11 protein-coding genes are annotated in these 23,045 nt (G+C 64.7%); 3 read left to right on the top strand and 8 right to left on the bottom strand.

All coding sequences use genetic code 11. The features are described from left to right. Window positions 1-100: 100 nt before the first annotated feature. Both ACILSQ_RS15140 and ACILSQ_RS15145 read right to left on the bottom strand, forming a co-directional pair. A complete protein-coding gene (locus tag ACILSQ_RS15140; RefSeq protein WP_395744489.1) occupies window positions 101-1,468 on the bottom strand; it encodes a patatin-like phospholipase family protein in 1,368 nt (455 codons plus the stop codon). Between the two features lie 49 nt (window positions 1,469-1,517). After that, the gene (locus ACILSQ_RS15145; protein WP_395744490.1) at window positions 1,518-2,123 is read right to left on the bottom strand and encodes a hypothetical protein; all 606 of its coding nucleotides are present in this window, start codon (window positions 2,121-2,123) and stop codon (window positions 1,518-1,520) included. Window positions 2,124-2,415: 292 nt separating this feature from the next. Between ACILSQ_RS15145 and ACILSQ_RS15150 the strand changes: the two genes are divergently transcribed. After that, the gene (locus tag ACILSQ_RS15150; protein WP_395744491.1) at window positions 2,416-3,684 is read left to right on the top strand and encodes a hypothetical protein; all 1,269 of its coding nucleotides are present in this window, start codon (window positions 2,416-2,418) and stop codon (window positions 3,682-3,684) included. Between the two features lie 156 nt (window positions 3,685-3,840). Here ACILSQ_RS15150 and ACILSQ_RS15155 read toward each other — a convergent pair whose 3' ends face one another. After that, entirely contained in the window at window positions 3,841-4,161 is a 321-nt protein-coding gene (locus tag ACILSQ_RS15155) for a hypothetical protein (RefSeq protein WP_395744492.1), read from the bottom strand. A 421-nt stretch (window positions 4,162-4,582) separates the two neighbouring features. Here ACILSQ_RS15155 and ACILSQ_RS15160 point away from each other — a divergent pair, with 421 nt between their 5' ends. Continuing rightward, complete coding sequence (locus ACILSQ_RS15160; RefSeq protein ID WP_395744493.1) at window positions 4,583-5,281, top strand: response regulator transcription factor; 699 nt, start codon at window positions 4,583-4,585, stop codon at window positions 5,279-5,281. After that, window positions 5,278-6,450 carry a sensor histidine kinase gene (locus ACILSQ_RS15165; protein ID WP_395744494.1) on the top strand — a complete coding sequence of 391 codons (1,173 nt, stop codon included), beginning with the start codon at window positions 5,278-5,280 and terminating at the stop codon, window positions 6,448-6,450. Before ACILSQ_RS15160 ends, ACILSQ_RS15165 begins: the two co-directional genes overlap by 4 nt. Window positions 6,451-6,466: 16 nt before the next feature. Here ACILSQ_RS15165 and ACILSQ_RS15170 read toward each other — a convergent pair whose 3' ends face one another. The 5 genes from ACILSQ_RS15170 to ACILSQ_RS15190 all read right to left on the bottom strand — a co-directional run bounded on the left by ACILSQ_RS15170 (window position 6,467) and on the right by ACILSQ_RS15190 (window position 23,033). Continuing rightward, the gene (locus ACILSQ_RS15170) at window positions 6,467-7,852 is read right to left on the bottom strand and encodes a toll/interleukin-1 receptor domain-containing protein (RefSeq protein ID WP_395744495.1); all 1,386 of its coding nucleotides are present in this window, start codon (window positions 7,850-7,852) and stop codon (window positions 6,467-6,469) included. 185 nt (window positions 7,853-8,037) lie between these two features. Then, window positions 8,038-8,595 carry a hypothetical protein gene (locus tag ACILSQ_RS15175; protein WP_395744496.1) on the bottom strand — a complete coding sequence of 186 codons (558 nt, stop codon included), beginning with the start codon at window positions 8,593-8,595 and terminating at the stop codon, window positions 8,038-8,040. A 94-nt stretch (window positions 8,596-8,689) separates the two neighbouring features. Next, window positions 8,690-9,541 carry a hypothetical protein gene (locus tag ACILSQ_RS15180; RefSeq protein WP_395744497.1) on the bottom strand — a complete coding sequence of 284 codons (852 nt, stop codon included), beginning with the start codon at window positions 9,539-9,541 and terminating at the stop codon, window positions 8,690-8,692. Between the two features lie 287 nt (window positions 9,542-9,828). Beyond that, window positions 9,829-11,607 (bottom strand): hypothetical protein, encoded by a 1,779-nt coding sequence (locus ACILSQ_RS15185; protein WP_395744498.1) that lies wholly within the window; start codon window positions 11,605-11,607, stop codon window positions 9,829-9,831. Between the two features lie 29 nt (window positions 11,608-11,636). Then, on the bottom strand, window positions 11,637-23,033 hold the full coding sequence (locus tag ACILSQ_RS15190) for a filamentous haemagglutinin family protein (protein ID WP_395744499.1): 11,397 nt from the start codon (window positions 23,031-23,033) through the stop codon (window positions 11,637-11,639). Window positions 23,034-23,045: the final 12 nt, after the last annotated feature.

Here is a 23,045-nt window from a genome sequence, read left to right on the forward strand (position 1 = left end):
CTCGCTGGATTCGATGTCGTGTTCATGCCGGAGTTGGTTTGCAGGTTTCGTCGTTCCTTGGAATCCACCTTGTGAGGCCTTCAGGCGGTGGCGGCTGCGCTCACAGCCCGCGCGGTGCCATCTTCATCGGCAGTGACGGCGCGGGCACGCTGGCGCCCGCCTTCTCCTTCTTCGGCCCCGCCAGGTCCACTGCGGGGTCGCACAAGTCCTTCACCAGCTGCCGGAAATCCAGACGCTCGAAAATTTTCTCCGGCTGCTCGTGCTGCAGCTCGGTGAGCTGCTTCGAGTTCACGCTGAAAGCCGTGGCGGACTTCGGCACAAAGTTGAAGCGGAAAACCTTGTAGTTCGCATTGTACGCCGCCAGCTGCCGGCCCGCCCGCCATTGCAGCAGCGCCGCCTCGTCCCGAGCCTGCCCTTTGAAGGCAAATTTCCACACCTGCGCCGCGCCGCTCAGCCTCGCGGCGTTGGCATACGACTTTGGCTTGAAGTCATCCCCGCAGCCCAGGGAGATGATCACCACCTGCTCGCCGTCCTTCGTCCCCCAGCCCCGGCTCAGCGCCTCCAGCAGCGTCAGGCCCAGCGTGTTGTTCTGCGTCCCCTGGCCTCCGTCGTTGTACACCGCCCCTTTCATCATCTGCCGCGTGCCGTCTGCCTGCACGTACTCCCACTTTTGGTCCGGCGCCTGCACCTTGCCGAAATACATCGCCGCATTCAGCGCCGAGCATGAGATCGCGTCCACCAGCTGCATGTCATACTCGCTGTCCAGCGGGCTGTCCTTGAAGCCCCGGCTGCGAAGGAAGTGCGTGCGCTTGCTGCGCAGGTCATACGCGGGGATGATGAGCAGCGGCGCTCCTCCCCGCTGCTTGTCCAGCTCTGAAAGCATCATGCTCCCATCCTCCGGACGGCGCGGATGGTACCTGTCGATCACCTCAAACAGCGTGTTCTGAAACGTCGCCCGGTCGTACCTCGGGGTAAAGAAGGGAAAGACCGGAAAGGGGTAGCGCGCCTTGCGCTGGAACAGGTCCACCCCCTCCACCGTGTAATAGCGGGCGATCTCCTCCGCCGGCACCCCGGCCGCCACCATCCCCGTGATGATGGCGCCCGTGCTCGTCCCTGAACACACGGAAAGCACGTCCTTCAGGGTCTTTCCGCGGAAGTCTGGCCGCCGCTGCCGCATCTCCCCCTCCAGACGCGCCAGCACCGTCGCGGGTGTGATGCCCATGATCCCGCCCCCGTCCACCTGCAGCAGCACATAGGTCTTCTTCCCCTTCGCCAGTGGCTGCGGCGTGTCCGCATCGCGCTTGATGTCCTTCGGTGGCTCCACCGGTTTTCCCGCCTGCGGCCCCAGCCGTGAGCTGCTGCTCATGTGGTTGGTGCAGGCGCAGCATGCCATCATGGCGGCCAGCATGGTGGTCCTGCGGAGCAGGTGTTTCGATTTCTTCACAGGATGGTGCGCGGCCTTGTTCATGATGCTGGATGATGCTTTTTTGTGGTAGGATTTGTCCGTGGCGCCCCCTTCAGGGTTTCGGCGGTCCGCCGCCGTGCGCTGGGCAGGCGGTCACCTGCAGGCGGATGCTTCCCAGGTTGTTCCCGTATTTGAAAAACCAGTCGTTCACATAGCACACCAGCTCCCCCGAGGCCGGGGCCTGCCAGCGCATCCCTTCGCGGATGCGGAAGGCGTGCCGGCCGTCGATGGTGCCGATCAGCGTGAAAAACGCGCGCGCCGGACTGCGCTTCAGAAAGCACAGCGGCTGCAGCAGCGGAAAGTCCCAGCCGTCCAGATTCGTCAGCTTGATCGTGCTGTCCGCAAAGTCCGCGCTGGGCTGCGCCTGGAACAGGTAGCACCGCCCGGCCTGCACGCGGATGCCTGTGCAGTTGTCCCCCGGCCTGGCTTTCCGTCCGCCGGGGCTGCACTGGGTGCCGCCGCCTTTGCTGATCACCGTGGCGTTCATGGAGCCCGGCAGCACCGTGAAAGGCCGCGTCTCATGGCTGTTCACGCACGCGCCCAGCAGCAGCGCGGCCACCACGCACAGCCCGCCCCGCAGGCCGCGCCGGACATCTTCATTTTTGCGCACTTCCGCACGCCCATGGGTTCCTGCAGTCCTGCTCTGAAAGGAATTCATTTTTCTTCATTAGCGGAAAATGCCCGTTCAGGGCAAGGATAAAATCATCTCTATGATTATGAGTAAATAGTGAAAAATGCTAGAATACATATGGTTCAGAGTGGTATCAAAGCACTAACCTAATCGGGTGATTTTTATTTCATCTCTTTAATCCGCTGATTCACAAAAGACCCCTTTAGCGTGCCTAGGCTTATGTCTCATTGAAATATTATAACGGTTTCTTTTTCCGCCGGAATTCGGTCCACTGGTCCGCTTTTTGAAACAAAAGCATCACCCTTCATCGCTTGTAAAAATGAACATCGCCTCACTGCCTGCACGCGCATTCGCCGTCACCATCCTGCTGCTCACCGCAGCATCGCCGCGCTCTTCCCGCGCTGAAGATTCACCCGCAGCCAGGGAGGCGCTCTCGCGCTCCTTTTTTACCAATCCCGTCGGCAACCTTCAAGACCGCCACATCGAGGATCTGGGGCTGGTGATCTGGGGTGCGAAACCCATCGATCTTCTGGAGCAGTCTCTTCAGGGGCTGACACGCCATGTGCCCGGTTCTGAAAAGCCCGCCCAGGGGAGCATTCCCAATCCAGCGCTGGTTCCGGTCTCTCCCATGGGCCACCCGGAGTTCACCCTCAATAATCTCACCATTGTCGCCCGGCTGCAAAACAGCCTGGATGTGGACGAGTCCAAAGCCCAGGCCGCCACCTACCAGTGGATCCGCGACGCCCAGATGGGAAGCTACTGGAACGTGGACGCCGCGGCTATTGTGGACTGGTATTTCCCGGTAGGCGCAGGATTCTTCGCCTACAACACGCAGAAGATGGCCGCCCATCTCCGCACCGGTGTGGCGTGGGAGCGTGTCACCGCGGGCAGCGCCGTCACTTCGGTGGATTTGCGTGAGGCCTTTCTTGGCGTTGGCTTTCGTCTCAAGCCCTTCAGCGCCCAGGAACGGCAGAACTTCCAGCACCAGTCCGAATTTCAGATTGGTCTCAACTACAAGGAGAACGCAGTCACAAACGACAGCCAGTGGAGCTTTGATTTGAACGTTCAGCCAGTTTTCCGCTTCCTCCCTCCACTCCTCAAAGATCAGCTTCCTTTCGCCATTGGTGAGCACTGGCTCATCCATAAGAGCGACCGCCTTGCCGCGTCGGACACGACCGCGCCGGCCGCCGTCGCCGGCACTTCCGACAATCCTGCCAACAAAGGCGCCTCCACCCTCGAAAACATCCCGGACTACTTTTATCTGAAGCCCAACTTCACGCTCAGGTCCGTCTTCAGCGACTTCACCAAAAGCGGTGGCAAGGTCAATCCCGGTGACTACCAGGTTGATTGGGGCAGCCGTGTCGGCTTCGGCTTTTTCCATGACAAGCTTCGTCTCTCCTACCAGCTCTCCGGCGTCACTCCGCTCGATCAGATGGACCGCAGCTTCATCTTCCAGGAGGCGCGTGCCGAGATCGGCCCGTTTCCCGGCTTCCCCGGCGTTTTCAGCGCACGCTACACCAAAGGCAAGCGGGCCCCGTCCTACATCAATGAGGACCGTGTCATTCTCGCGGTGGGGATCAAGTTTTGATGCGAAGGTCAGTTTTTTAGGTGTTGGTTGAGGTCAGCAAAAGCAAGGTCCGGGCGGGGCAGGAGCGGCGTTCAGCGCCGCTCCTGTCTCTGCCGGGAATCAGGCGCATGCACTTGATCCGGAGCCCAGCCCCAGTTTCAGCGCAGGCGGTGCGCTTCACCGCCCACCATAGCGCGAAGCCTGCAGCGTGCTGTCCGGGATCGCCTGTGGCTTCGGCACTCCGGCACGCTGCATGCGGGCCTCGGCCTCCCGCTGTCGCCACTCCACCCGTGCGCGCTCCGTTGCCTCCGGGCTCTCCATCTGCGTGCGGTGCTGCTGCTGCGGCGGCCGGCGGTTGGTGGAGACCTGCCACACAAACCACAGGCCCGTCACGCACAGACCCACCGCCATGATCGGCCCGCCGTAGTGGCGGATGAACCGCGTCTGCCGGCGCCATTCCAGGAAGTGGTGAATCTCATCATGTCGGGGCTTGAACATGCCCCCGATATTGAAAAGCCACGCCGCCTTCCTCAATCATCAACGCGTCACATTACCGTTGCCGCAGTGGGGGGGGGAGACAGCCCGACAATGAGACAATCGATGCTCGACCATTCTCTTCATCTCTCGCTCCACATCCCGCAAGCCTCCATGGGCTCCACATCGGAGGGGCTCATTGTCTGATTGTCTCCCCATCTGATTGTCTCTCTCTTTCATGTAGCGTCCCCAGCCACCGCTGCATAGGACATCTGTCGTCTGCAAAACCCGCGCATCCCCGCACCGCTTCCGCGCTCCGTTTCTTGCGCTCACACCCGTCACAAATTCGTCACCATCACACCTCACACTCCTCTGCGACGAGATCGTAACACGCTTGTCTTTGGCAGCGCTTCATTCCTGCCGTCACAATCCCGTCACCCGAAACATGAGCAGAATCCTGGTAGTCGATGACGAGAAGGACATCGTTGAACTCGTGAGCCTTCATTTGCAGCGCGAAGGCCACGAAGTCGTCTCCGTGGGCAACGGCCTCGCCGTCCTGCCCATGGCCGTCAAGACCGCCCCCGACCTCATCGTGCTCGACATCATGCTCCCCGGAATCGACGGCGTGCAGGTGCACCGCCGCCTGCGGGCGGACACCCGCACGCGCCACATCCCCGTCATCATGCTCACCGCGCGCGCGCAGACGAATGACCGCATCGCCGGGCTTGAGAGCGGCGCGGACGACTACCTCACCAAGCCCTTCAGCCCGCGCGAGCTCATGCTCCGCATCGGCGCCGTGCTGCGCCGCTCGCAAAAGGTCGTCATGCTCGCGGAGCAGCGCATCGGCGAGTTCCTGCTGGACCGCAAAAACATGTCCCTTTCCATCAATGGAAAGCTCGTGGAGCTCACCATCACCGAGCTCAAGCTCATCACCACCCTCATGGCCAATCCCGACGTCATCCACTCCCGCAGCGAGCTCCTCAGCGCCGTCTGGGGTTACGCGGATGACACCCACTCCCGCACGCTGGACACCCACATCAAACGCCTGCGCGACAAGCTCGGAGACCACGGCCGCCACATCGGCACCCTCCGCCGTCAGGGGTATCTCTTTCAAAGCGTGGTTCAGGAGACGGCAGAAGCATGACCACGCAGGCAATGACGGCCCCGCCGCCGCAGCAGCAGCAGCAGCCCGTTTGGAAATCAGCAGCACCAGCAGCAGCGCCATCGTCCGCGCCCTCCACCGCTGCCTCCCCCTCCCCCATGTGCATGCAGGACGACTGCGTGCTCTTCGGCTCCCTGCTCAATGAAGCGCCGCAGGGCATTCTCGTGGTGGATGACACGGACGTCATCGTCTTTGCCAATCTCGCCATGAATGTCCTCTTTCTCCCGCATGTGCTGGAGGAGGGGCGCCTCCTGCCCGCCGTCCCCGCGCTGGAGCCCGTCACCCGCGTCGTCGCAGACGCCCGCCGCCAGCGCACCCGGGTGGAGGCAGAGCTGCGCCTGCCGCTGCCGCACTCCTACGCCGCCGAGTGGTCCCATGAGCGCCACTACCACCTCTGCGCCTCCCCCTGGGCGGAAGGCCACCGCTCCGGCATCTGGGTCATGGTCATCGACCGCACGGAGCACGACATGATCGCCCAGACGCGCCAGGACTTCGTCACCAGCGCCGGCCACGAGCTGCGCACCCCGCTCTCATTGATCCACGGCTACATCGAGACGCTGAAGAGCGGCATGATCAAAAACACCGCCTCCCTCGTGCGCTGTCTCGATGTCATGGAAAAGCACAGCCGCCGCATGATGCGCATCATCGACGACATGCTCACCCTCTCCCGTCTGGAGAGCCTGGAGGAGCCGCTCAAGACAGAAACCTTCCTCGTGCGCGGCTCCGTGCAGGACGCGCTGGAGCACCTCACCCCGCTCATCGAGACACGCCAGCCCCACATCACGCTCGACTTCCCGCCCGATGGCGGCCTGCTCAGCGGCGACCGTTTTTACTGGGACCAGATCTTTTCCAATCTCATCGAAAACGCGCTCAAGGAGAACCCGCGCACCGGCCTCCGGCTGAACATCCGTGGTCGCTGGACCCGCCACGAGTGCGTCATCACCATCACGGATGACGGCGTCGGCATCCGCGCCGAGGACGTGCCGAATGTCTTCAAGCGCTTCTACCGCAGCACCCAGGAGAGCAAAGGCAGCGGCCTCGGCCTCTCCATCGTCCGCCGCGCCGTGGAGCTCCACGGCGGCACCATCGAGCTGGAGAGCCACCCCGGGCAAAGCACCACCTTCACCATTCGGGTGCCGCTGCCGGAGTGATAGGTCGGCACGCTCTTCACACTGCCACCAGCTCCTTAAATGTGATGGAGTCAGCAGCTTCGATAATTTGACGGGCATCCTTGTTCTCGGAACCGTGACCCTCGGTGTAATTCACTTCGATCACGGCCTCAAACGCCCTGTTTTTCTGAGCGTGAGCCTCATCATCGAATGCAAAGAAAGAGTTCAGGTACGCATCCTCTGTCAAAAACTTGGCCATGGCATTCGTGGCGACTCCGCTGAAGCCGGACAAGATCATGATCCGTCTGGTCTCCGGCAAGCTGAAAGGGTTCTGGGCGACGACGAGAAGCCCGTGCATTTTTCCAGATTTCTGCTGACCACCGTCCATGGAGGGGGGCTCGTGTCCATACACCTGAAGCGCATCCTTTGAGCTCTGTCCGAGCCGGGCGATTCCTTCTGTCTCATCCTGCTCTTTCCTCCAGTAGAAGGCGCTGGGCGTGTTCTTCCTTTCACGGATGAGGACGAACCCCTTGGACTTCTTCCTCGCGCTGTCGTCGTAGGGTTCGATCCCATGAATCCGCGAAAGGACGATTTCGGCGAAATCATTGACGTCCGGTGAGCCGATGATGATGCAATCCTTGTCCTTCAATAAATTGCCGATCTCGGCGATTCGGTTCGCTAGAATGTTTACCTTGTTGATGTCTTCCTGCTGCAGCTTGCTTGCGGGATCTTCAATCGTCACCTTGGTGCCGGGGTAATTCGACGCGAAGAAATGCGCGATGCCAAGGGCCGCCCGGTAGTCCCATTTGTCGATGCCGGTTCTGAAGCCTCCAGTGCCGCGAGGCCGATCTTTTTGAGGGGGGCTGTCTCTGCCGCAGGTAAAGATGTGAACGTCCCTTTTCTCAGCAAACGGTCCCCAGAAGCGTCGATGCTGGTAGTAATTCCGGGCCTCAATGACCTTTGCTCTCGCGTCGTCGCGATCCTTTTCGAGCGTCTTCTGGATATCCTCGGATTTCTTCTCGAAAGCACGGAAGTTCTGATCGAGTTCTTTTCGCGCCTCCTTGAGAATGTAGATGATGACATCCTTCAGGGATGCTACGCGTTGCTGGCTGCTTAACACCTGCGGAACATGTTTGTCTGGGCAATCCGGCGCTTTTAAGATGAAGATTTTCCTTGAAAGGTCACCCTTGGCATTCGTCATGAATGTCTTGATCTCGTGGCTGACTTCGGAGGAAGCCTTTGACTGCACTGTGCAATACACGAGAAGATGGCGGCTGTTTTTGATGGCCTCCTCGATCTTTTTTCGCCACTTTTCGGCAGGCTCGAGTTTCTTGTCCCACCACGCAGTTATGCGAACGTCGTTGAAGTCGTTGGCGAAACCTTCAATGATCGGACGCTGCTCACTGGCGTAGCTGATGAATATCTGATTTTCGAACGTGTTCATAATGATGATGTTTTAAAAGATGCATTTTATTCATTGGGGTAAAAGTACCTACGCAAATTGATGTTGGGTTTATTCAAACACTCGCGGGTGTTATCAGCGAATCATTCGCAAGGGACTGGCGCGATGGGATTTGAATGAGGAGAGAGGTCTGGTCGGCAGACAAGGCTCCCGCAGAGTTGTTGTCGTCACTCAGACGCAGCGCCGATAAAAATCTCCGACACCTTCCCCTCTTTGATCGTGAAGATCACACCGCCGACCGTGGACCCGGCCACGAACATTTCGCCGGGCTTGGATTCCTCCCCCTTCCACTTCGTGTAAGCCTGGATGACCTCTGCTTCCGTGCTGCCGATCTTGATGCCCTGGGTGGTGGCCAGCTTGCAGGGCCGGGTCGCCTTGATCATGTAAACGGTCTGCTCTCCGCGCGCTTTCTCGGCGGCCATCTGCAGCTCCAGCCCCAGCGCCGGATAGTCCCACTGCTGTACAAAAAGGCCCACGCCCTCCCAGTTTTCCATCTTGCCCTGGGTGGCCGGCTTCCCATAAAACTCCACCACCTGCTTCGCCTTCATCTCAAAGCGCAGTTTGCCCAGCAGCTCCGTCTTCATCAGTTTAAAACCCGCCTCGGTCTGTTCGTCCGCAGTGGGTGTTTTATCGGCTGCTTTGGGCGCCTGTTCAGCCCCTGAAGCAAGAGGGCAGGCAGCCAGGGAGAAAAAGCACAGACTCAGAATGACTCGGGATGATTTCATGATCTTGGGTGGCGTGCGGGTTCACTCTTGTGGCATGCCTCAGGAGGTAGCACGGAAATTCGCGGGTGCAGTCCGGTTTTGCACGAAAGGGCGGCTACTCCGAAAGCTGGGCCATCGCCCACGGATTGAAGACCAGGAGATACAAAGCGATCACCGCCGCGCCGCCCGCGAAGGGCAGGAGGATCGTCTTCAAGGCCAGCGCGCCGCCCTCGGGTTCGGCGTCTGGGGCCAGGGGCAGCCTGCTCCGCCGCGCCCAGCCGATCAGGCCGCCCAGGGTCATGCCGGGCAGGCATCCCAGCACCGCGCCGGTGAGGGCGGAGACGAAGGCGATCATGATGAAATTGCCCTGGTAAAACTGGCGCATCACCACGGTCGCCACGATCACTCCCACCACCCCGACGCGGGGAATGAAACAGACGCCGATGGCGATGAGAAAACAGAGGGCCGCGCCGGGCGCCACCACGGCCAGGCTGGCCGCCGTATCCAGCAGCTTCAGGCAGATGCCGATGAGCATGCCCCACTTCAGTCCCGCCATCGCATGGCTCCAGGACGGACGGTAGAGCACATTCAGCTTAAACGCCGACCTGGCAAACTCCGCCACGCTTTGCGTCGTCTGGTGCCACTTTCCCTCCGCGTCCTTCCAGCGGGTGTGCGCGTTCGCATGGGCAGGATGGCTGCCATCCATGATGGCCGCGCGCACCTCCTTGACCATGTCTTCAGGGCGGTAAAACCGGACACCGCCGCCGCGCGTTTCGATCGCAAAGAATCTTGGGAACTCGCCCTCCCACTTCTTCCGCCCCGCGTTCTCCGGATCATTGAACTCCTCCACGCTGATCTCGCGCTGAAGGTCCGTGAGGTCTTTGGGCGGCTCCGGCTCCCGCGTGATGAAGGCCCAGAAAGCCTTGAGCATCGGTATCACGATGAAGAACACGACCGCGAGGATCACGAATTGTGGGATCTGGTTGTTTCTCATAAGAGCTGTGGGTGGGTTGAGAGTGATGATTGGGCTGACGCTGACACACCCAGGTCGCCGCCCCTGTTTGGGTGTGACAAAAAATGTTTGCGGCGTGCTGCAGCTCGCACGGCGGAAAGTTGTCCTCTCGCTCCGCGAGAGGACCCAGCGTTTACGCAGCGGCGGAGGACTTGCGGACTACGGAACGCCTGGGGTGTGGCGTGAGCGCTGGGCTCATCTCGGCGGAGCGAGATGAGTACTTTGCTGACGGCTTCGCCGCCTCACAGCGCCCGTTTTAGAAACACCATCTCCTCATCCAGCAGCACCGTGCCGGAGATCTTCTCGGCCATTTGAAATCCACGGTCCGGTTTGCCGGCCAGGGTGAGGAGGCCGGCGACCACGGCGCGGGGGCCGGGCGGCAGGGTTTCGGCGCGGGGCAGGGCGGCCAGTTGTTTTTGCATCTCCTCGCGGTCTCCCAGGCGGTAGGCGGAGAGGGCGCGCAGCAGCGGCGCGGGGATGCGCTCCACCTTCACGTGGAGCGCCGCGTTCAGTTCGTTCTGCGGCGTCAGGGAGCCCACGTCCACCGTCTCCATCTCCACGCCCAGCACCAGGCGCAGATACACAAAGCGGTCCGCAAAGACGACGCTGCTCGGGCTCAGCTCATGCAGGCGGCGCACCGCCTCCAGCAGCGTGCCCGTGTCCTTCGCGCGCAGCGCCAGCTCCGCGCTCTTCTGCAGGTTTTGCAGCGCCGGTTCGCTCTGACCGGTTTTTGCCGCCTGCAGGCCCGCCTCCTTGTAGGCCTGGCAGGCGATGTCCGCAAAGTTCAGCTTCTCCGCCAGCGTTGCGGCCGCGTTCAGCGTGTTCAAATCTCCCGCCTGCGCCGCGTTCACGACCGTTCCCTCCAGCAGGTGGCGTGACTCGCGCATGTCCGGCTGCAGGTGGCTCAGCACCTCCACCATCGCCAGGTCCAGCAGGATCGCCGGCACCGGCGGCCGCGGAATTTTGAGCAGCTCCTTCAGCTCCTCCCAGCGCTTCGCCTGCGCCATCGCCTGCACCAAAATGGGATACAGCTCGCGCGACTGCAGGGCCAGGTCCCGCGGCACCAGGGCGAAGACCTGGTCGTTGAGATTTTCCCGCATCAGCCAGAAGGCCATCTCCTCCCGCGTGCCCCGCTTCGTGCTGGCAAAGCGCCGCACCTCCGCCTCCGCCAGCTCGGTGCGCTGCTCCGGCTGCAGCCGCATCAGCGCGGACACCACCTGCAGCCTGTCCTTCAGCGACTTCAGCGGGTGCTTCTCCTCCAGCTCCAGCAGGCGCCGCGCCTGCGGCAGCGTCAGAAAGGGGTGCGCCGCCAGCCGGGAGACGGCCTCCAGGCTGCTCTCGTCCGTTCCTTCCGCCAGCTTCCAGAGCTGCTCGTAGGCATCCTTTCGCACCTCCGCCATCGGGCTCGTGAGGTCCTGCGTCACCATCTGCAGCTTCGTCTCCGGCCTCGCCGTGTCCTGCGCCGCCGCACGCCGCGCGGCCTCCGCCGCCTCCTTGGCGTGCCCCTCGGCGCTCAGGATGTCAGAAAGCAGCGTCAGCCCCGCCTGCCGCGTGCTCTGCTGCGCCGGCAGCTTTTCATACACCGCGCGCGCGTCCTTCGTCTTCCCGCTGGCGATCAGCGACCGCCCCAGCAGCAGCTCCTCATCCTCCGTCAGCGGCCGCTGCTTCTTCAGCGTCTGCAAAGTCTGCGCCAGGCCGCCCGCGTCCGCCCCTGAGGCCTTCAGAAACGCCACCCACGCCAGCAGCACCTGCTCATCCTCCGGCGCGCGCTGCCGCGCCAGCACCAGCGCCTGGTAGGCCCGTGTCCAGTCCTTGGCTTCAGTCGCCTCGTTCGCCTCCTTCGCGTTCTTCCGCCCCAGCGCCGCACGCGCCGCCCTCGTCACCGGGTGCCACGCGAACAATCCCAGCAGCAGCATCCCAAAGCCCCCCATCACCAGCAGCGAGAATTTGCCGATCCTCTCCCGCGGCGGCGCCTGCTCGGGGATCTTCTGCTGCGATTCGGAGTCAAATTGAAAGGCCATGGTCTCGCGTGTGGGTTGAAGTTTGCATCTCACTCGCCCGGCTGGTCGCTGGTGCGTTTGCGGTCGTCATTCGTGCCGCTCCCGCCGCCATAGCCCAGCACTTCCACCGTGATCGTGGAGTTCTGGTCCTGCGGCGTCGTCTGCGGCGGCGGCTGCCCCTGCGTGGGCGCCTGCGCATTCGAGCCCGTCGTCGCCGCGCCCGCGGAGGCGGCGCTGGCCAGCCCGCCCAGGCTCGGCGCCGCCACCGCCGGCGCCGCCGGCGTGCCCGCGCTCGTGCCGCCCACGGAGATGTTGGAGGCGTTCAGCACAATCGTCGCCGCAATGTTCAGGTTCCCCGTCGCGCGGATGCCCGCGTCACCCGCGTCCACCGCGCCCACCGGGGCGATGAGGTCCACGTTCCCCGGCCGCACGCCCGCCACCGTGGCCAGCACGCCGATGCCGCCCCCCGTTGCCAGGCCCGCCAGGTCCGTGGACACATTCGCGCTCTGCGGGTCGATGAGCACGCGCGTCGGCGGCGCGGACTGCACCGTCTTCGAAGACGAACCCGCCGCGATGTCTCCCGTCGAAGACCAGATCATGATGTCACCGCCGCGCAGCGTGAAGATACGCGCGATGCCGATGTCCACGCTGCCGTCCGCGAAGATGTTGATGTTCCCGCCCGTGTCCGTGATGATCCCCGGCGGCGCCAGCGTGCTGCCGATCGTGGTGGAGGCCATCTGCAGCCCGCCGTCCGGCGTCAGGATGCTGATGTCCCCGCCGCTCTGCGTGCGGATGTTGCGCGCCTGCGTCAGGATGCTTCCCGCGGTCGGCGTGGGGAAGAGTTTGGCGATGGCCGCATAGCCCTCCGAGTAGGTGCCCACGTTCGGGCTGTTCGCATCATTGTGGTCGCGGCCCGCATCCCGCAGCGCCAGGTAGTACACCGCCAGCGCCAGTTGCTTCTGCTGCTCCGGCGTCAGGGTGGGGTCGTTCAGATTCACCGACGGCACGCCCAGCAGGTCTGCCAGCTCCGCCAGGTAGCGCGCTCCGGTGCCGCTGCTGCTCAGGTAGCTGATGAAGCTGGCGAAATCCATCGCCGTCCCGCCCATCCCCGTCGCCGCCGCGCCCGCGCCCGCCGCCACCACCAGGTCCGCGCCGGCAAACGGCAGGTAGGGGTTGCGCCCGTTGCCGATGCTCGTGATGCCCACCCCCGTGCCGTTCGAATTCGTCGAACCCGTGCCCAGGTTGATGTTCCGCCCCGCCAGCACTTCCAGGCTGCCGCCGCCGCTGATCTGGATGTCTCCCGCCAGCGTCGGCCCGGCCGCCCCGTTCACCAGCGCATTGCCCGTGGAGCGCGCCAGCGTGCGGGTCGCCGTGCTGTCATTGTAGGCGATGATGTCGCGCCCCGCCGCCACCACCGACAGGCTCGAGGCAGTGGCGTTCTGAATGTACAGCGCGATGTCCGTCAGGTCATTGCCCGCATACACCCGCGTCGCCTTCGGCGTGTACATCGTGATGCCGGAGATGTCCCCGCTGTTTGCGTACACATACACCGGCGTGGTGTCCGCCGCGTGCAGCACCCCCGGCGCATGCAGCGCCTGCTTCGTCTGCAGCACCGCCGCCGTGCCCGTGGTGGAGCCCGTTTCATTGAACAGCGCGTTGATGAAGGAGAGGAAGTTCGACTGGCTCACGTTCGCGTTCCCGGTCGTCTTTCCCACGGTGGAAAGAGACGCGTAGGCAAACGGCGTCGCCGCTCCCGGCACCGAGGCCGGATTCGCGTCGGAGAGATTGATCGTCGCGCTGCCCCAGCTCACCACCGTTTTCCCGGTCACCAGGGAATTGGAGGTGCCGTTGGACTGCAGCCCGTTGATCGAAGTCGCCGCCAGCAGGCTCAGCGTTCCGGTAGCCGAGGGAGACAGAGTCAGCGTGCCCACCACATTGATGCCGCTGGAAAACGACGTCGCCTTCAGCGTGCCCGGCATCAGCGCCGCCACCACCTGGAATGCCGCCATGGACGTTTCATCCGTGCGCAGCCACGGCTGGTCATAGGAGGGCCTCAGGGGGGCCGAGCTGCTGTACAGCAGCACATTGCTGTACCAGTTGTAAAGGATGGGGTCCGCCTTCGCGCTGTTGCTGTTGGACGCCTCGCGCAGCGTCACCGTTCCCGCGGTGGATGCCACGCTCACCCCGCTGGTGGAGCCATAGGTGGAGAAGTACGTCTTGTTCCAGAAGCGGTTGTTCAGCCCCTGCGGCAGCAGGAAGGGGTTTGCCACCGGCCCCAGCAGCACGTCCAGCCGCGCGCTCACATCAAACGAGCCCTTGCCCACAAACAGCGTCGTCGGCAGCCACGTTCTGGAATCCAGCGCCTGCGGGTTGTTCAGGTTGCTCAGCAAACCCATCGACATCGTGCGCGTCGCATTCGTGGTGATGCTGCCGCCCGCCTGGATCACGCCCTGGCCGCGCTCCACGTAGTACACGCCGCCGTCCACGTTTCTCCCCGCCAGCACCGTCACATTGCCGCCGCCCAGCTCCACGAACTTGTTCGCATCCGGCGCCACGTTCAGCCCGGTGCCCGGGTCCTTGCCCGCCATGCGCGCGTTCGTCGGCGCCACCGCGTCCACGTTCGTCACATCGTGTCCGGCCTTCAGCGTCACATTGCCGCCGCCCAGCGCGCCCACGCCTTCAAAGAAGTTGCTGAAGTCCACCCACCACGTCGTCGATGCCGTCGGGTCATTGATGATCGAAAGCGGCGGGCCGGTCGTTCCGTTGGCGCCAAACAGCCCCGTCGCCGTGTCCACAAATCCGCGGCGGTAGAGCCAGTTCGTCGGCATCTGCCGCTCCGAATCCGCGATCAGTACGTTCGAGGTGTTGCGTGTCAGGTGGATGATGTCGTTCTGCGCGTACACCAGCACATTGCCGCCGGCCATCGTGTAGTACACTCCGTACTGCTGCTGCAGGGAGCCCAGCGTGCCCTGGCTCACGGCCTGCGAGTTGTTGGTCACCACCGGAATGCCGAAGTCATTGTCCGCCACCACATGTGTCGGATTCGGCAATCCCACGCCCGCCGTGTAGATGGTGGCAAACTGGTTGAGAAGCTGCACGTCACGCCCCGCGGAGATGTCGATGTCTCCCGTTCCGGTGCGGATGACCTGGTACAGCTTGGCCAGCGCCGTGCTCGTCTGCGCCGCGTCTCCAAGGGTGGTCGGCAGGGCCTGGCCGCCGTTTTTGCCGAGCTGCAGGGAGCCGGAGGTGGCGCCGAGCTGGCTCAGGGCCTGCACGCCGTGGAAATCCACCGCGCTGAGGTCCGCGCCCGCCGTGAGGCGGTAGGACCAGGACTGCGTGTTCATCGGCAGCGTGCTCACCGCCGTGGTCACGGGGGCCAGCCACAGCCAGGAGCTGTTGCTGTTTGCCAGCGTCGGGGTGAATCCATCGCTCAGCGCATTGTAAAACACCAGGTTCCCCGCCGCGCGCAGGGTCAGCACTCCCGGCGCCTGGTTGGTGCCGTAGCGGTAGGTCGCCAGGTTCCAGTCGCTCGTCGTGGTGGAGCTCGTCGTGCCCAGCGTGAGGTCTCCCGTGCGGTTCACGATCTCAGCCCCTGGCTGGATCACGAGCAAGGAGCCCAGCCCTGTGTTCGCCAGGATGCGGTTGAGCATCGTGGTGTAATTCGTGTTGTTGGTGATGAAGGCCAGGCCGTTGTTTTGCACATTGCTTTGCACCGTGCTGGTGATCGTCCCGCCGCTGCTGGTCAGGTCCTGGATGAAATACCCTTCCACCGTCACGCTGGACGCGCCCGTGATCGTGCCCTGGATCGCGTTCACCGTCACATCCAGCCCGCCGCCGGGCGCGGAGACCTGCGGCGCGCGCAGGTGCAGCACGCCGCTGAACTGACCCAGGCCCGCGCTGGACGAGGTCTGCGCCGCCACGGAGAGGTTGATGCTGGAGTATTTCTGGATGTCCACCGTGCCGGTGCCCGCGGCATAGGTGCCGCTCACCAGCGCCGCCGCTCCGGCCTCCAGCGAGACCAGGCCGCCTTTCCCCGCTGAGTCAAAGGTCTGCCCCGCCACCGTCAGCGCCGCGCCGGTCTGCGTGCCGCTGTCTCCTTGAAGCACCACATCCTTGCGCGCCACCAGGCGGATCGTGCCGCCCGTCGAGCCGCTGGCGTTGATCACGCCGGTCTTGCTCACCGTGATGGAGCCCGCGTCCGCCGCGAGCTGGAACTGGTGCGCCTTGATCGAGTCGCTGATCGTCACATCTCCCGTGCGCACGCGCACGCTCAGGGACTCCGTGAATGAGGCGCTGCCCGGCCCGGAGAGGGAGCCCAGCGTCAGCGTGCCCAGGCTGCCCACGTCCAGGGTCAGCGTGCCATTCAGCCCGCCGCTGCCGCCCGTGCCCGTGAGGTTCGCCGGTGTCGGCAGGTTGAAGGTGCCCAGCGGTGCACTGATGTTTACAAAGCCCGCGTTGCCCCCGCCGCTATTGGCGGACACGTTCACCTTTGCCGTGGAGCTGATCGTCACGTTGCCCGTGCTGGAGGCCAGGGAGATCTGCCCGCCGCTGGTGTATTTGTCCACGTCCTGAAAGCTCACCTTCACGCCGCCGGCGTCCAGCGTGCCGTTCACCGTCAGGCTGCCGCCCGTGGCCGTGGCGCTGAACAGCCCGCTCGGCAGCTTCACCATCGTGTCCACCTCCACGCTCTGCCCCTGCAGCGTCAGGCTCGCGCCCAGCCCCGCCGCCGCCGGAGTGGCATTCGCTCCGTCAATGAGCAGCGCATTCGCCGCGGTGATGGTCTGCGTGGCTCCCGCCAGTCCCGTGATGTAGGGCGTGGTCAGGTGCGCCGCGCCGTCCGTGCTCAGGCCGCCGGTGCCTTCGAGCTGAATGCCCGTGGTGGCCTGGATCTGCACCGTGCTGAACTGGTTCACCAGCATGGTGCCGGTGCCCAGGCGCAGCAGCCCTGTGCTCAGCGCCAGCGTGCCGCTGTTGCCGCTCGCGGCCGCCGTGCTGCCGCCCGCGCTATTGTCCAGCAGGATGTTCTGCGCCACAAAGGAAACCGTGCCCGTGCCCTGGCTGAAGCCGCGGATCTGCGCCGCGTGGATGGAGAGGTTTGCCAGGCTGGCATTTCCCACCGTGCCCGCGCCATAGGTGTCAAAGGTGCCGTAGCTCAAAAGGGAAAGGGACTGCGCCGTGCTCAGGCTTTGCAGGGCAGGGCCCAGCAGCAGCAGCCCCGGTGTGGAAGGCACGCCCGTGAGCGTGCTGTCCAGCTGCAAAATGACGCTGCCGCTATTCAGCGCGATGTTCGCCCCGTTCAGCACGGCGGAAGACGCCAGGCTGGTGCCATACGTGGTGTCCAGCGTCAGGCTGGTGCCCTGCAGCACCGCATTCGCGCCCACGATCAGGCTTGGCAGCGTGGAGCCCGTGCGGTTCACGCGCGTGATCGTGGCGTTCGCGTTGCTGCTCACCCGGACCAGCGCGCCGTTGCCGCTGCCCGCCGTGGTGGTGTTCCCCAGGATCAGCGTCTCCGCCGTGGTGATGGCGCTGCCCGCGCTCTGGGAGATGACCGAGCCCGCGCTCACCGTCAGCACCTGGTTTGCCACCAGCAGCACTTCCGGCCCGGACAGCGGCGTGCCCGCGTCATCCACCGTGAGGTTGTTCGTCCGCACGGTGATGTGAGTGCCGTCCGTGGCGGTGTAGCGCACCCCGCCGATCAGCAGGCTGCCCGCGCCGATGGCGCTGAGGCCCGCCGCGCTCAGTTGCAGCTTGCCGGGGATCACCGGGGCCCCCGGCGCGCTGATCACGATGTCCACCGGGCTGCTGATGTCCACCAGCGCGCCGTTCCCGCCGGTGGCCGCCTGTCCCAGCACGGTGCCCTGGAGCTGCATGGTCTGCACCGCCTGGAACACGGCGTGGCCGGCGTCCTGCGGCAGTTCCGGCACCGTCACGCCCAGTGTCAGGGCCTGTGCTTTCAAAAAGCTGCCCGCGGTGAACTCATCATACTCCGCGCGCTGGCGCACCAGCGCTCCGGACGCCACTTCATAGGCCGTCACCACCGCCGGCACTCCCGGGTCGGAGTTCAGTCCGCTGACGCGGTAGCCGTTCACCTGGTACGCGGTGCTTGGCAGCCGCGTGCTGCCCACCGGTGCGGCCGTGCTCGGAGTCACCAGAAATCCGCCCGGCAGCAGCGCATACCGCGCGGGCAGCAGCGTGTACACCCCCGCCGCCAGTCCGGAGGATGCGCCCAGGTACACCTGGTCTCCCACCTGCAGCGTGGAGTTTGTGTAGCCCTTGTCTGTGCCCAGCGTGGCCGTGGAGGCCGCAGTGCTGTTGTAGGCGCCGAAGGGCGCAAAGCTCGCCGCGTAGTCCGCCAGCACCGCAAAGCTGCCGCTGTCCGCCAGCACATCCGTCGTCCCTCCATTGCCGCTCACCCAGCGGTAGGCATACAGGTCCCCGCCGCCCGCCACATCAATGATCGAGCCCTGCGCCGTGGTCACGTTCTGCGCCGCGATGTGGATGGCCTTCGTTGGCCCGCCGCCCGTGGTGATGTCCGTGCCGTGCGGGTCGATCCAGTTCGTGCCGTTGAGATTGATGCCATAGGGAATGATCAGCGCCTGGCCCGTCAGCCGGTCCACCGCGGAAACCGTGGTCACGCTGGTGGAGGTCAGTGTGAGCTGGCTCGTCACCGGCACGGTCAGGTTCGTCACCAGATCCGTGGGCGCGGTCTGCGCACCGTCCCAGCCGCCCAGGCCGTCCCAGCCCAGGTTGATGGTGCCAAACGGCGCCACCAGCGTGCCGCCCTGAACGATCTTCGAGGCATACAGGTTCAGCGTGCCCCCCGCGGAGAGCGGCAGCGCATGCTGTCCGGAGCCCGTCACCGTGATGGAGCCCTGCGTCGTCACTCCGCCGCTCAGGTAGTCATAGGCCACGATCTGGAATTTCACCGCGGTGGGCGGGTAGATCTGCGCCGCCGTGAGGCTGATGCCGCCCGCCACCTCCAGATAGCCGTCTCCGCGGATCTCCCCGTCGTAGGCCTGCAGGTTCAGTGCGCCGGTGTTCAGCAGGGTGAGGGTTCCCACATCGATCAGCTTCGCCGTCACCGTCAGGCTGCCGCTGCCATAGGTGGGGGAGAAATACAGCGGGTTGGTGCCGTTCGCGTCGGTCTTGTTGAAGAGCGGCAGCGCCGCGTCCTGCAGGCTCAGCGGATTGGCAAAGGCCAGCCCCAGGCTCACGTAGCTGGCGGTCAGGTGCACGGCGTCATTCGTCTGGATGATGCCGCCCGAACCGGCGCTGATGGCGCCGCGCGCGGTGATGTTCACCGCTCCCACAAAGCCCACGTTGCCTTTCAGCGTGAGGGAGTCAAAGCCGCCGTTTTGAAAGGTGTCCGCCGCCATGTGGCCCGCCGCCGGCGCCACCGCGCCCAGGCCATCCCTCACCGGATTGCCAATGCCCGCAAAGGCCGCGGAAAGCGTGGGCCCGCTCTGCGTGATCCACAGCGTGATGTCCCGCGGATCTGAAAAGCTTCCCACCGGGATGAACTCGCCCGAGCTCAGCGTGAGCGTGCCGCCCTGTGCCGTGCTGCCCCCCGCATTCGCTTTCAGCGTGCCGTCCACATAAAACTCCTCGCCGCCGGCGATGTTGATGCTGCCGCCGTTGCTGTCCTCACGCACGGACTGCACCGTCTGCTGGTTCAGCACCACGCCGCTGCCACCCACATACTGCGGCAGCACATCCACCACACCGCTCGTGCCGGAGACATCCACCACCGCGCCCGCCGCCATCACCAGGTTCCCGGTGAGGTTCACCGTGCCGCCGTCATACACCGTGCCAAAGTTCCGCCCGTAGGCGTCCGGCACCAGCACCGTCTTCCCCGCGGTGGAAAGACTGGCCCCGGCGCCCAGATACAGCGTCGGCAGCGCGTTCGGCAGGTCGGTGTCGCTGGGATATTTGATGGCAAAGGAAAGATCAATGGTGCCGCCCGGAGCCGAAATGCTGCCGAGAATCGTCCCCGTCTGCCCTTTCATTTTCACCGTTCCCGTGGCATCCGTGGTGATCGACGAGCCCGCCCCCATGGAGATGCTGCTGCGGATCAGCAGCAGCCCCGAAAAGTCATCCGCCACTCCCGGAGTCGTGAGCTGCAGGGAGGCCGCCCGGCGCACCCCTTCCGCCGCCGTGGTGGGGCTCAGCGTCACCGCGCCAGATCCGTCCGTGGCCTTGCTCGCCACATAGCCCTGCGCCTGCAGCGAGACCGTGGTGCCCGCCGTGACGCTGATGCCCGGCAGGTAAGTCCCGCCCCCCTGCGACTGGCCCAGGCCGGTGAGATTATACTGCGTGAATCCTCCGGTGCTGAAAAAGGCCGGCGCCAGCACCAGCGTCAGCGGATTTGCCGAAGTGCCGCCGATCTGGATCATCTGCGCCTGCACCCCCAGCGTGCCGCCCTGCGCTCCGGAGAAACCTTTCAGCTCGCTGCCCAGCGTGAGCGAGCCGCCGATGATTCCCAGCAGCTTCACCGTCAGAGTCTGCCCAAACTGCAGGTAGGAGTAGGCCGGATTCTGCGCCGCCGCGATGGTGATGGAACCCGCGTCCCCATAGAGGAACTGGTTGAGCGGCGTCACGTGCACCCCGCCGGAGACATCCACCACGCTGCCCTGCGCCATGTCCACGCTGTAGCCGCTCACGGAGATGCTGCCGCCGCCGGTCACGATGGGCTGGTACAACTGGCTTGCGGAGGCGAGGCTCTGATTCGCCACCAGCCCCGCCGTGCTCAGCACCGCCGCGCTGCCCACCGTCACCACCCCGCGCCCTGAATTCACCGCCGGGTCCGAGGTCGGCCGGTTCAGCGCCAGCGCCGCCATGGTGGCGGGAGAAATGTTGTAGGCCGCCAGGCTGATGCTGCCGCCCGGGGCGATGATGCTGCCCTCGACGGTCACATTCGCGCCGCTCAGCGAAAGGCTGCCCTGCGGCGTGAGCTGCAGCGTCTCTCCCGCGGCAAGCAGGATGCTGCCGTCATAGTTGACGATGCTCAGCCGGCCAAAGCCGTCCTTCCCCACCAGATCAGGGGAGAGCACCACGGTGTCGCGCCGGTCCTGCCGCAGCGCGGGCGCCACGCCGCTGCCATTCACGCTGAAGGCGTCCGCCGCCGTCTGTGTGAGCGTGCTGCTGAACTGGATGGCCGGCGGGGTGGGGGAGGTGAAGAGATAGCTCGGCTTCCCCGTGGTGGTGGACTCCCACTTCAGGGACAGCGAGGCCGGTGTGGCCAGATGAGCCTCCTGCAGCGGGCCGGAGGCCGTGAGACCCACCAGATCTCCGTCCAGCGCCATCGCCGGCGCCGTGATGGACAGCGTCCCGCCGGCATTCCCCTGCAGGTAGCCGTTGTCGTAGTACGAATTTCCGCGCCACATCGCCGCGGAGGTGGAGGTGACGCTGTACCGCGCGTCGGTGGTGCTGGCGCTGCCGGTGTAGATGGCGTCATACGCCACGGAGGGGTCCGCCTGCGAGATGTCCACCACCTGCCCGGACACCACCAGCCGCGTGGTCTGCACGTCCGAGCCCTGGAAGTTGATCCACCCGCCGGACACGTCCACCTTCGCGCCGGACTGCATCACAAAGCTGCTGCCCGCGGACACCGTCACATTGCCCCCCGCCGTGGTCAGCTCCCCCACCGTGCGCTGAATGATCCCCACGTAGCCGCTGAGATCCGCCAGCGGCGTGCCATACCAGGTGCTGCCATCCGCCCGCGTGCCCGTGTTCCGCAGATCCACGGTGATTGTCTGCCCGCGCAGGAAGCTGTTGCGCTGCAGCGGTGAGTTCGCCAGCTCCGCCGCGTGCAGCGTCACCGTCAGCAGGTACTGGTCCAGCGGCACCTCGATGTCCGTGGAGCCCTGCACATCCACCACCGCGTCCTGGTCCATATAGACCTGCCCGCTGGTGGTGATCAGGTCATTCGTGGTGCCCCCGCTTAGCAGGTTGTACACCCACACCCCGGCGCTGATCGCCACGTTCGCGTTCGGTGCATACACCGTGGACCCCGTGCCGAGGTAAACCGTCTGCCCCACGATGTTGACCTGCGACTTCAGCGCCAGCTCCGTGCCCACCACCGTCAGGGGGTTGTCCCACTCCGGCAGGATCTGCATCACCGCCCCCGCCGCCATCTTCACCACCCCCGTGGACTTCTGCACAAACGGCAGGTCGTTCGCCAGCAGGACAGGATCGTAGAACGTGTTCGGGATCGAGTCATAGCTCGCCCGGAGGTCGATGCGCCCGTTCAGCGCCGCCGTCGTCGTGCTCTCAATGACTCCGTTCTCGTTCACATTTTTTCCCACCATCGCCACGCTGCCGCGCGGCGCATCGATCAGCCCGGCGTTTGTGACCGTGCCGCCATAGGTGCCCACCGAGCCCACATACACGTCCAGCCCGCGCAGGCTCGCATCGGTGGAGGCATGCGCCGCAAAGCCGATCTCCATGCCCGCCGCCAGGATCGTCTGCCCGTCCGGCGTGCTGATGGTGCCGTTGTTCGTCACGTTCGGGCCCACCAGCACCACGCGCCCGCCCACGTTCGCGGAGGAAGTCGGCGCGGTGATGCGCGCTCCGGTCTGCACCGTCACATCGCCGATCTTGCCGCCCGGCGTGCTGGGCGGGGCAGGGGGCGTGTAGGCCGGCGTGGGGCCCTTCGTGCCGGCGGCCTGCGCATTCGCGGAAAAGAGGAACTGCGAGTCCGGATTGTTCAGCAGGCCGCGCGACACCAGGTTGTCATTCAGCGGCAGCGCGGAGGCCACCATGGCATGCGTGTTCACCTCGCTGCCCGCGCCGAAGATGATGCCGTTCTGATTGATCAGGTACACCTGGCCCTGCGCCTCGATGGAGCCCAGGATCTGTGTGGGATTTCCCGAAGGATCGGTGATCTTGTTGAACGCGATCCAGTTGCCCGCATCCGCGCCGCCCGCGCTCTGGTCAAACTTCACCGTTGTGTCGCTGCCCACATTGAAGGTCTTCCACGTGAGCAGCGCCTGCTGCTGCGTCTGCTGGATGGTGACAATGGTGTGCGCGTTTTGCAGCGACTGCGTGGGGGAGTTTGCCCCGGTGGGCGTGCCGATGATCTCCAGCCCGCCCGTGGCCAGCCCGTTCGGCACATCCGGCAGCGTCTGGCCGGGGAAGTTCGGGTTTGCGCCTGCGTTCGTCGCGCCCGCGGCGGCCGCATGCGCCGCGTCCTGCATGGCCGTCACCGCCTGCAGCGCCATGGTGTTGCGGGCCAGCATGTCCTGCGCATTTGCGCGGGCCTCCGCCGTGGCGGCGGCCGCATTCACCGTGACCGCATCCGCGGCGGAGGTGCCGGTGGTGCCGGTGCCCGCGCCGGTGCCCGCGCTGGACATGTGCAGAATGTCGCCCGCCTGCGTGCACGGCATCGTGAGCAGCAGCAGGACCATCATGTGCACCAGCACGGCGTGGAGAAAAGAAATTCGCTTCATGTGAAAAAAAGT

Source organism: Prosthecobacter sp. (assembly GCF_044227185.1).
Lineage (GTDB): Bacteria > Verrucomicrobiota > Verrucomicrobiia > Verrucomicrobiales > Verrucomicrobiaceae > Prosthecobacter.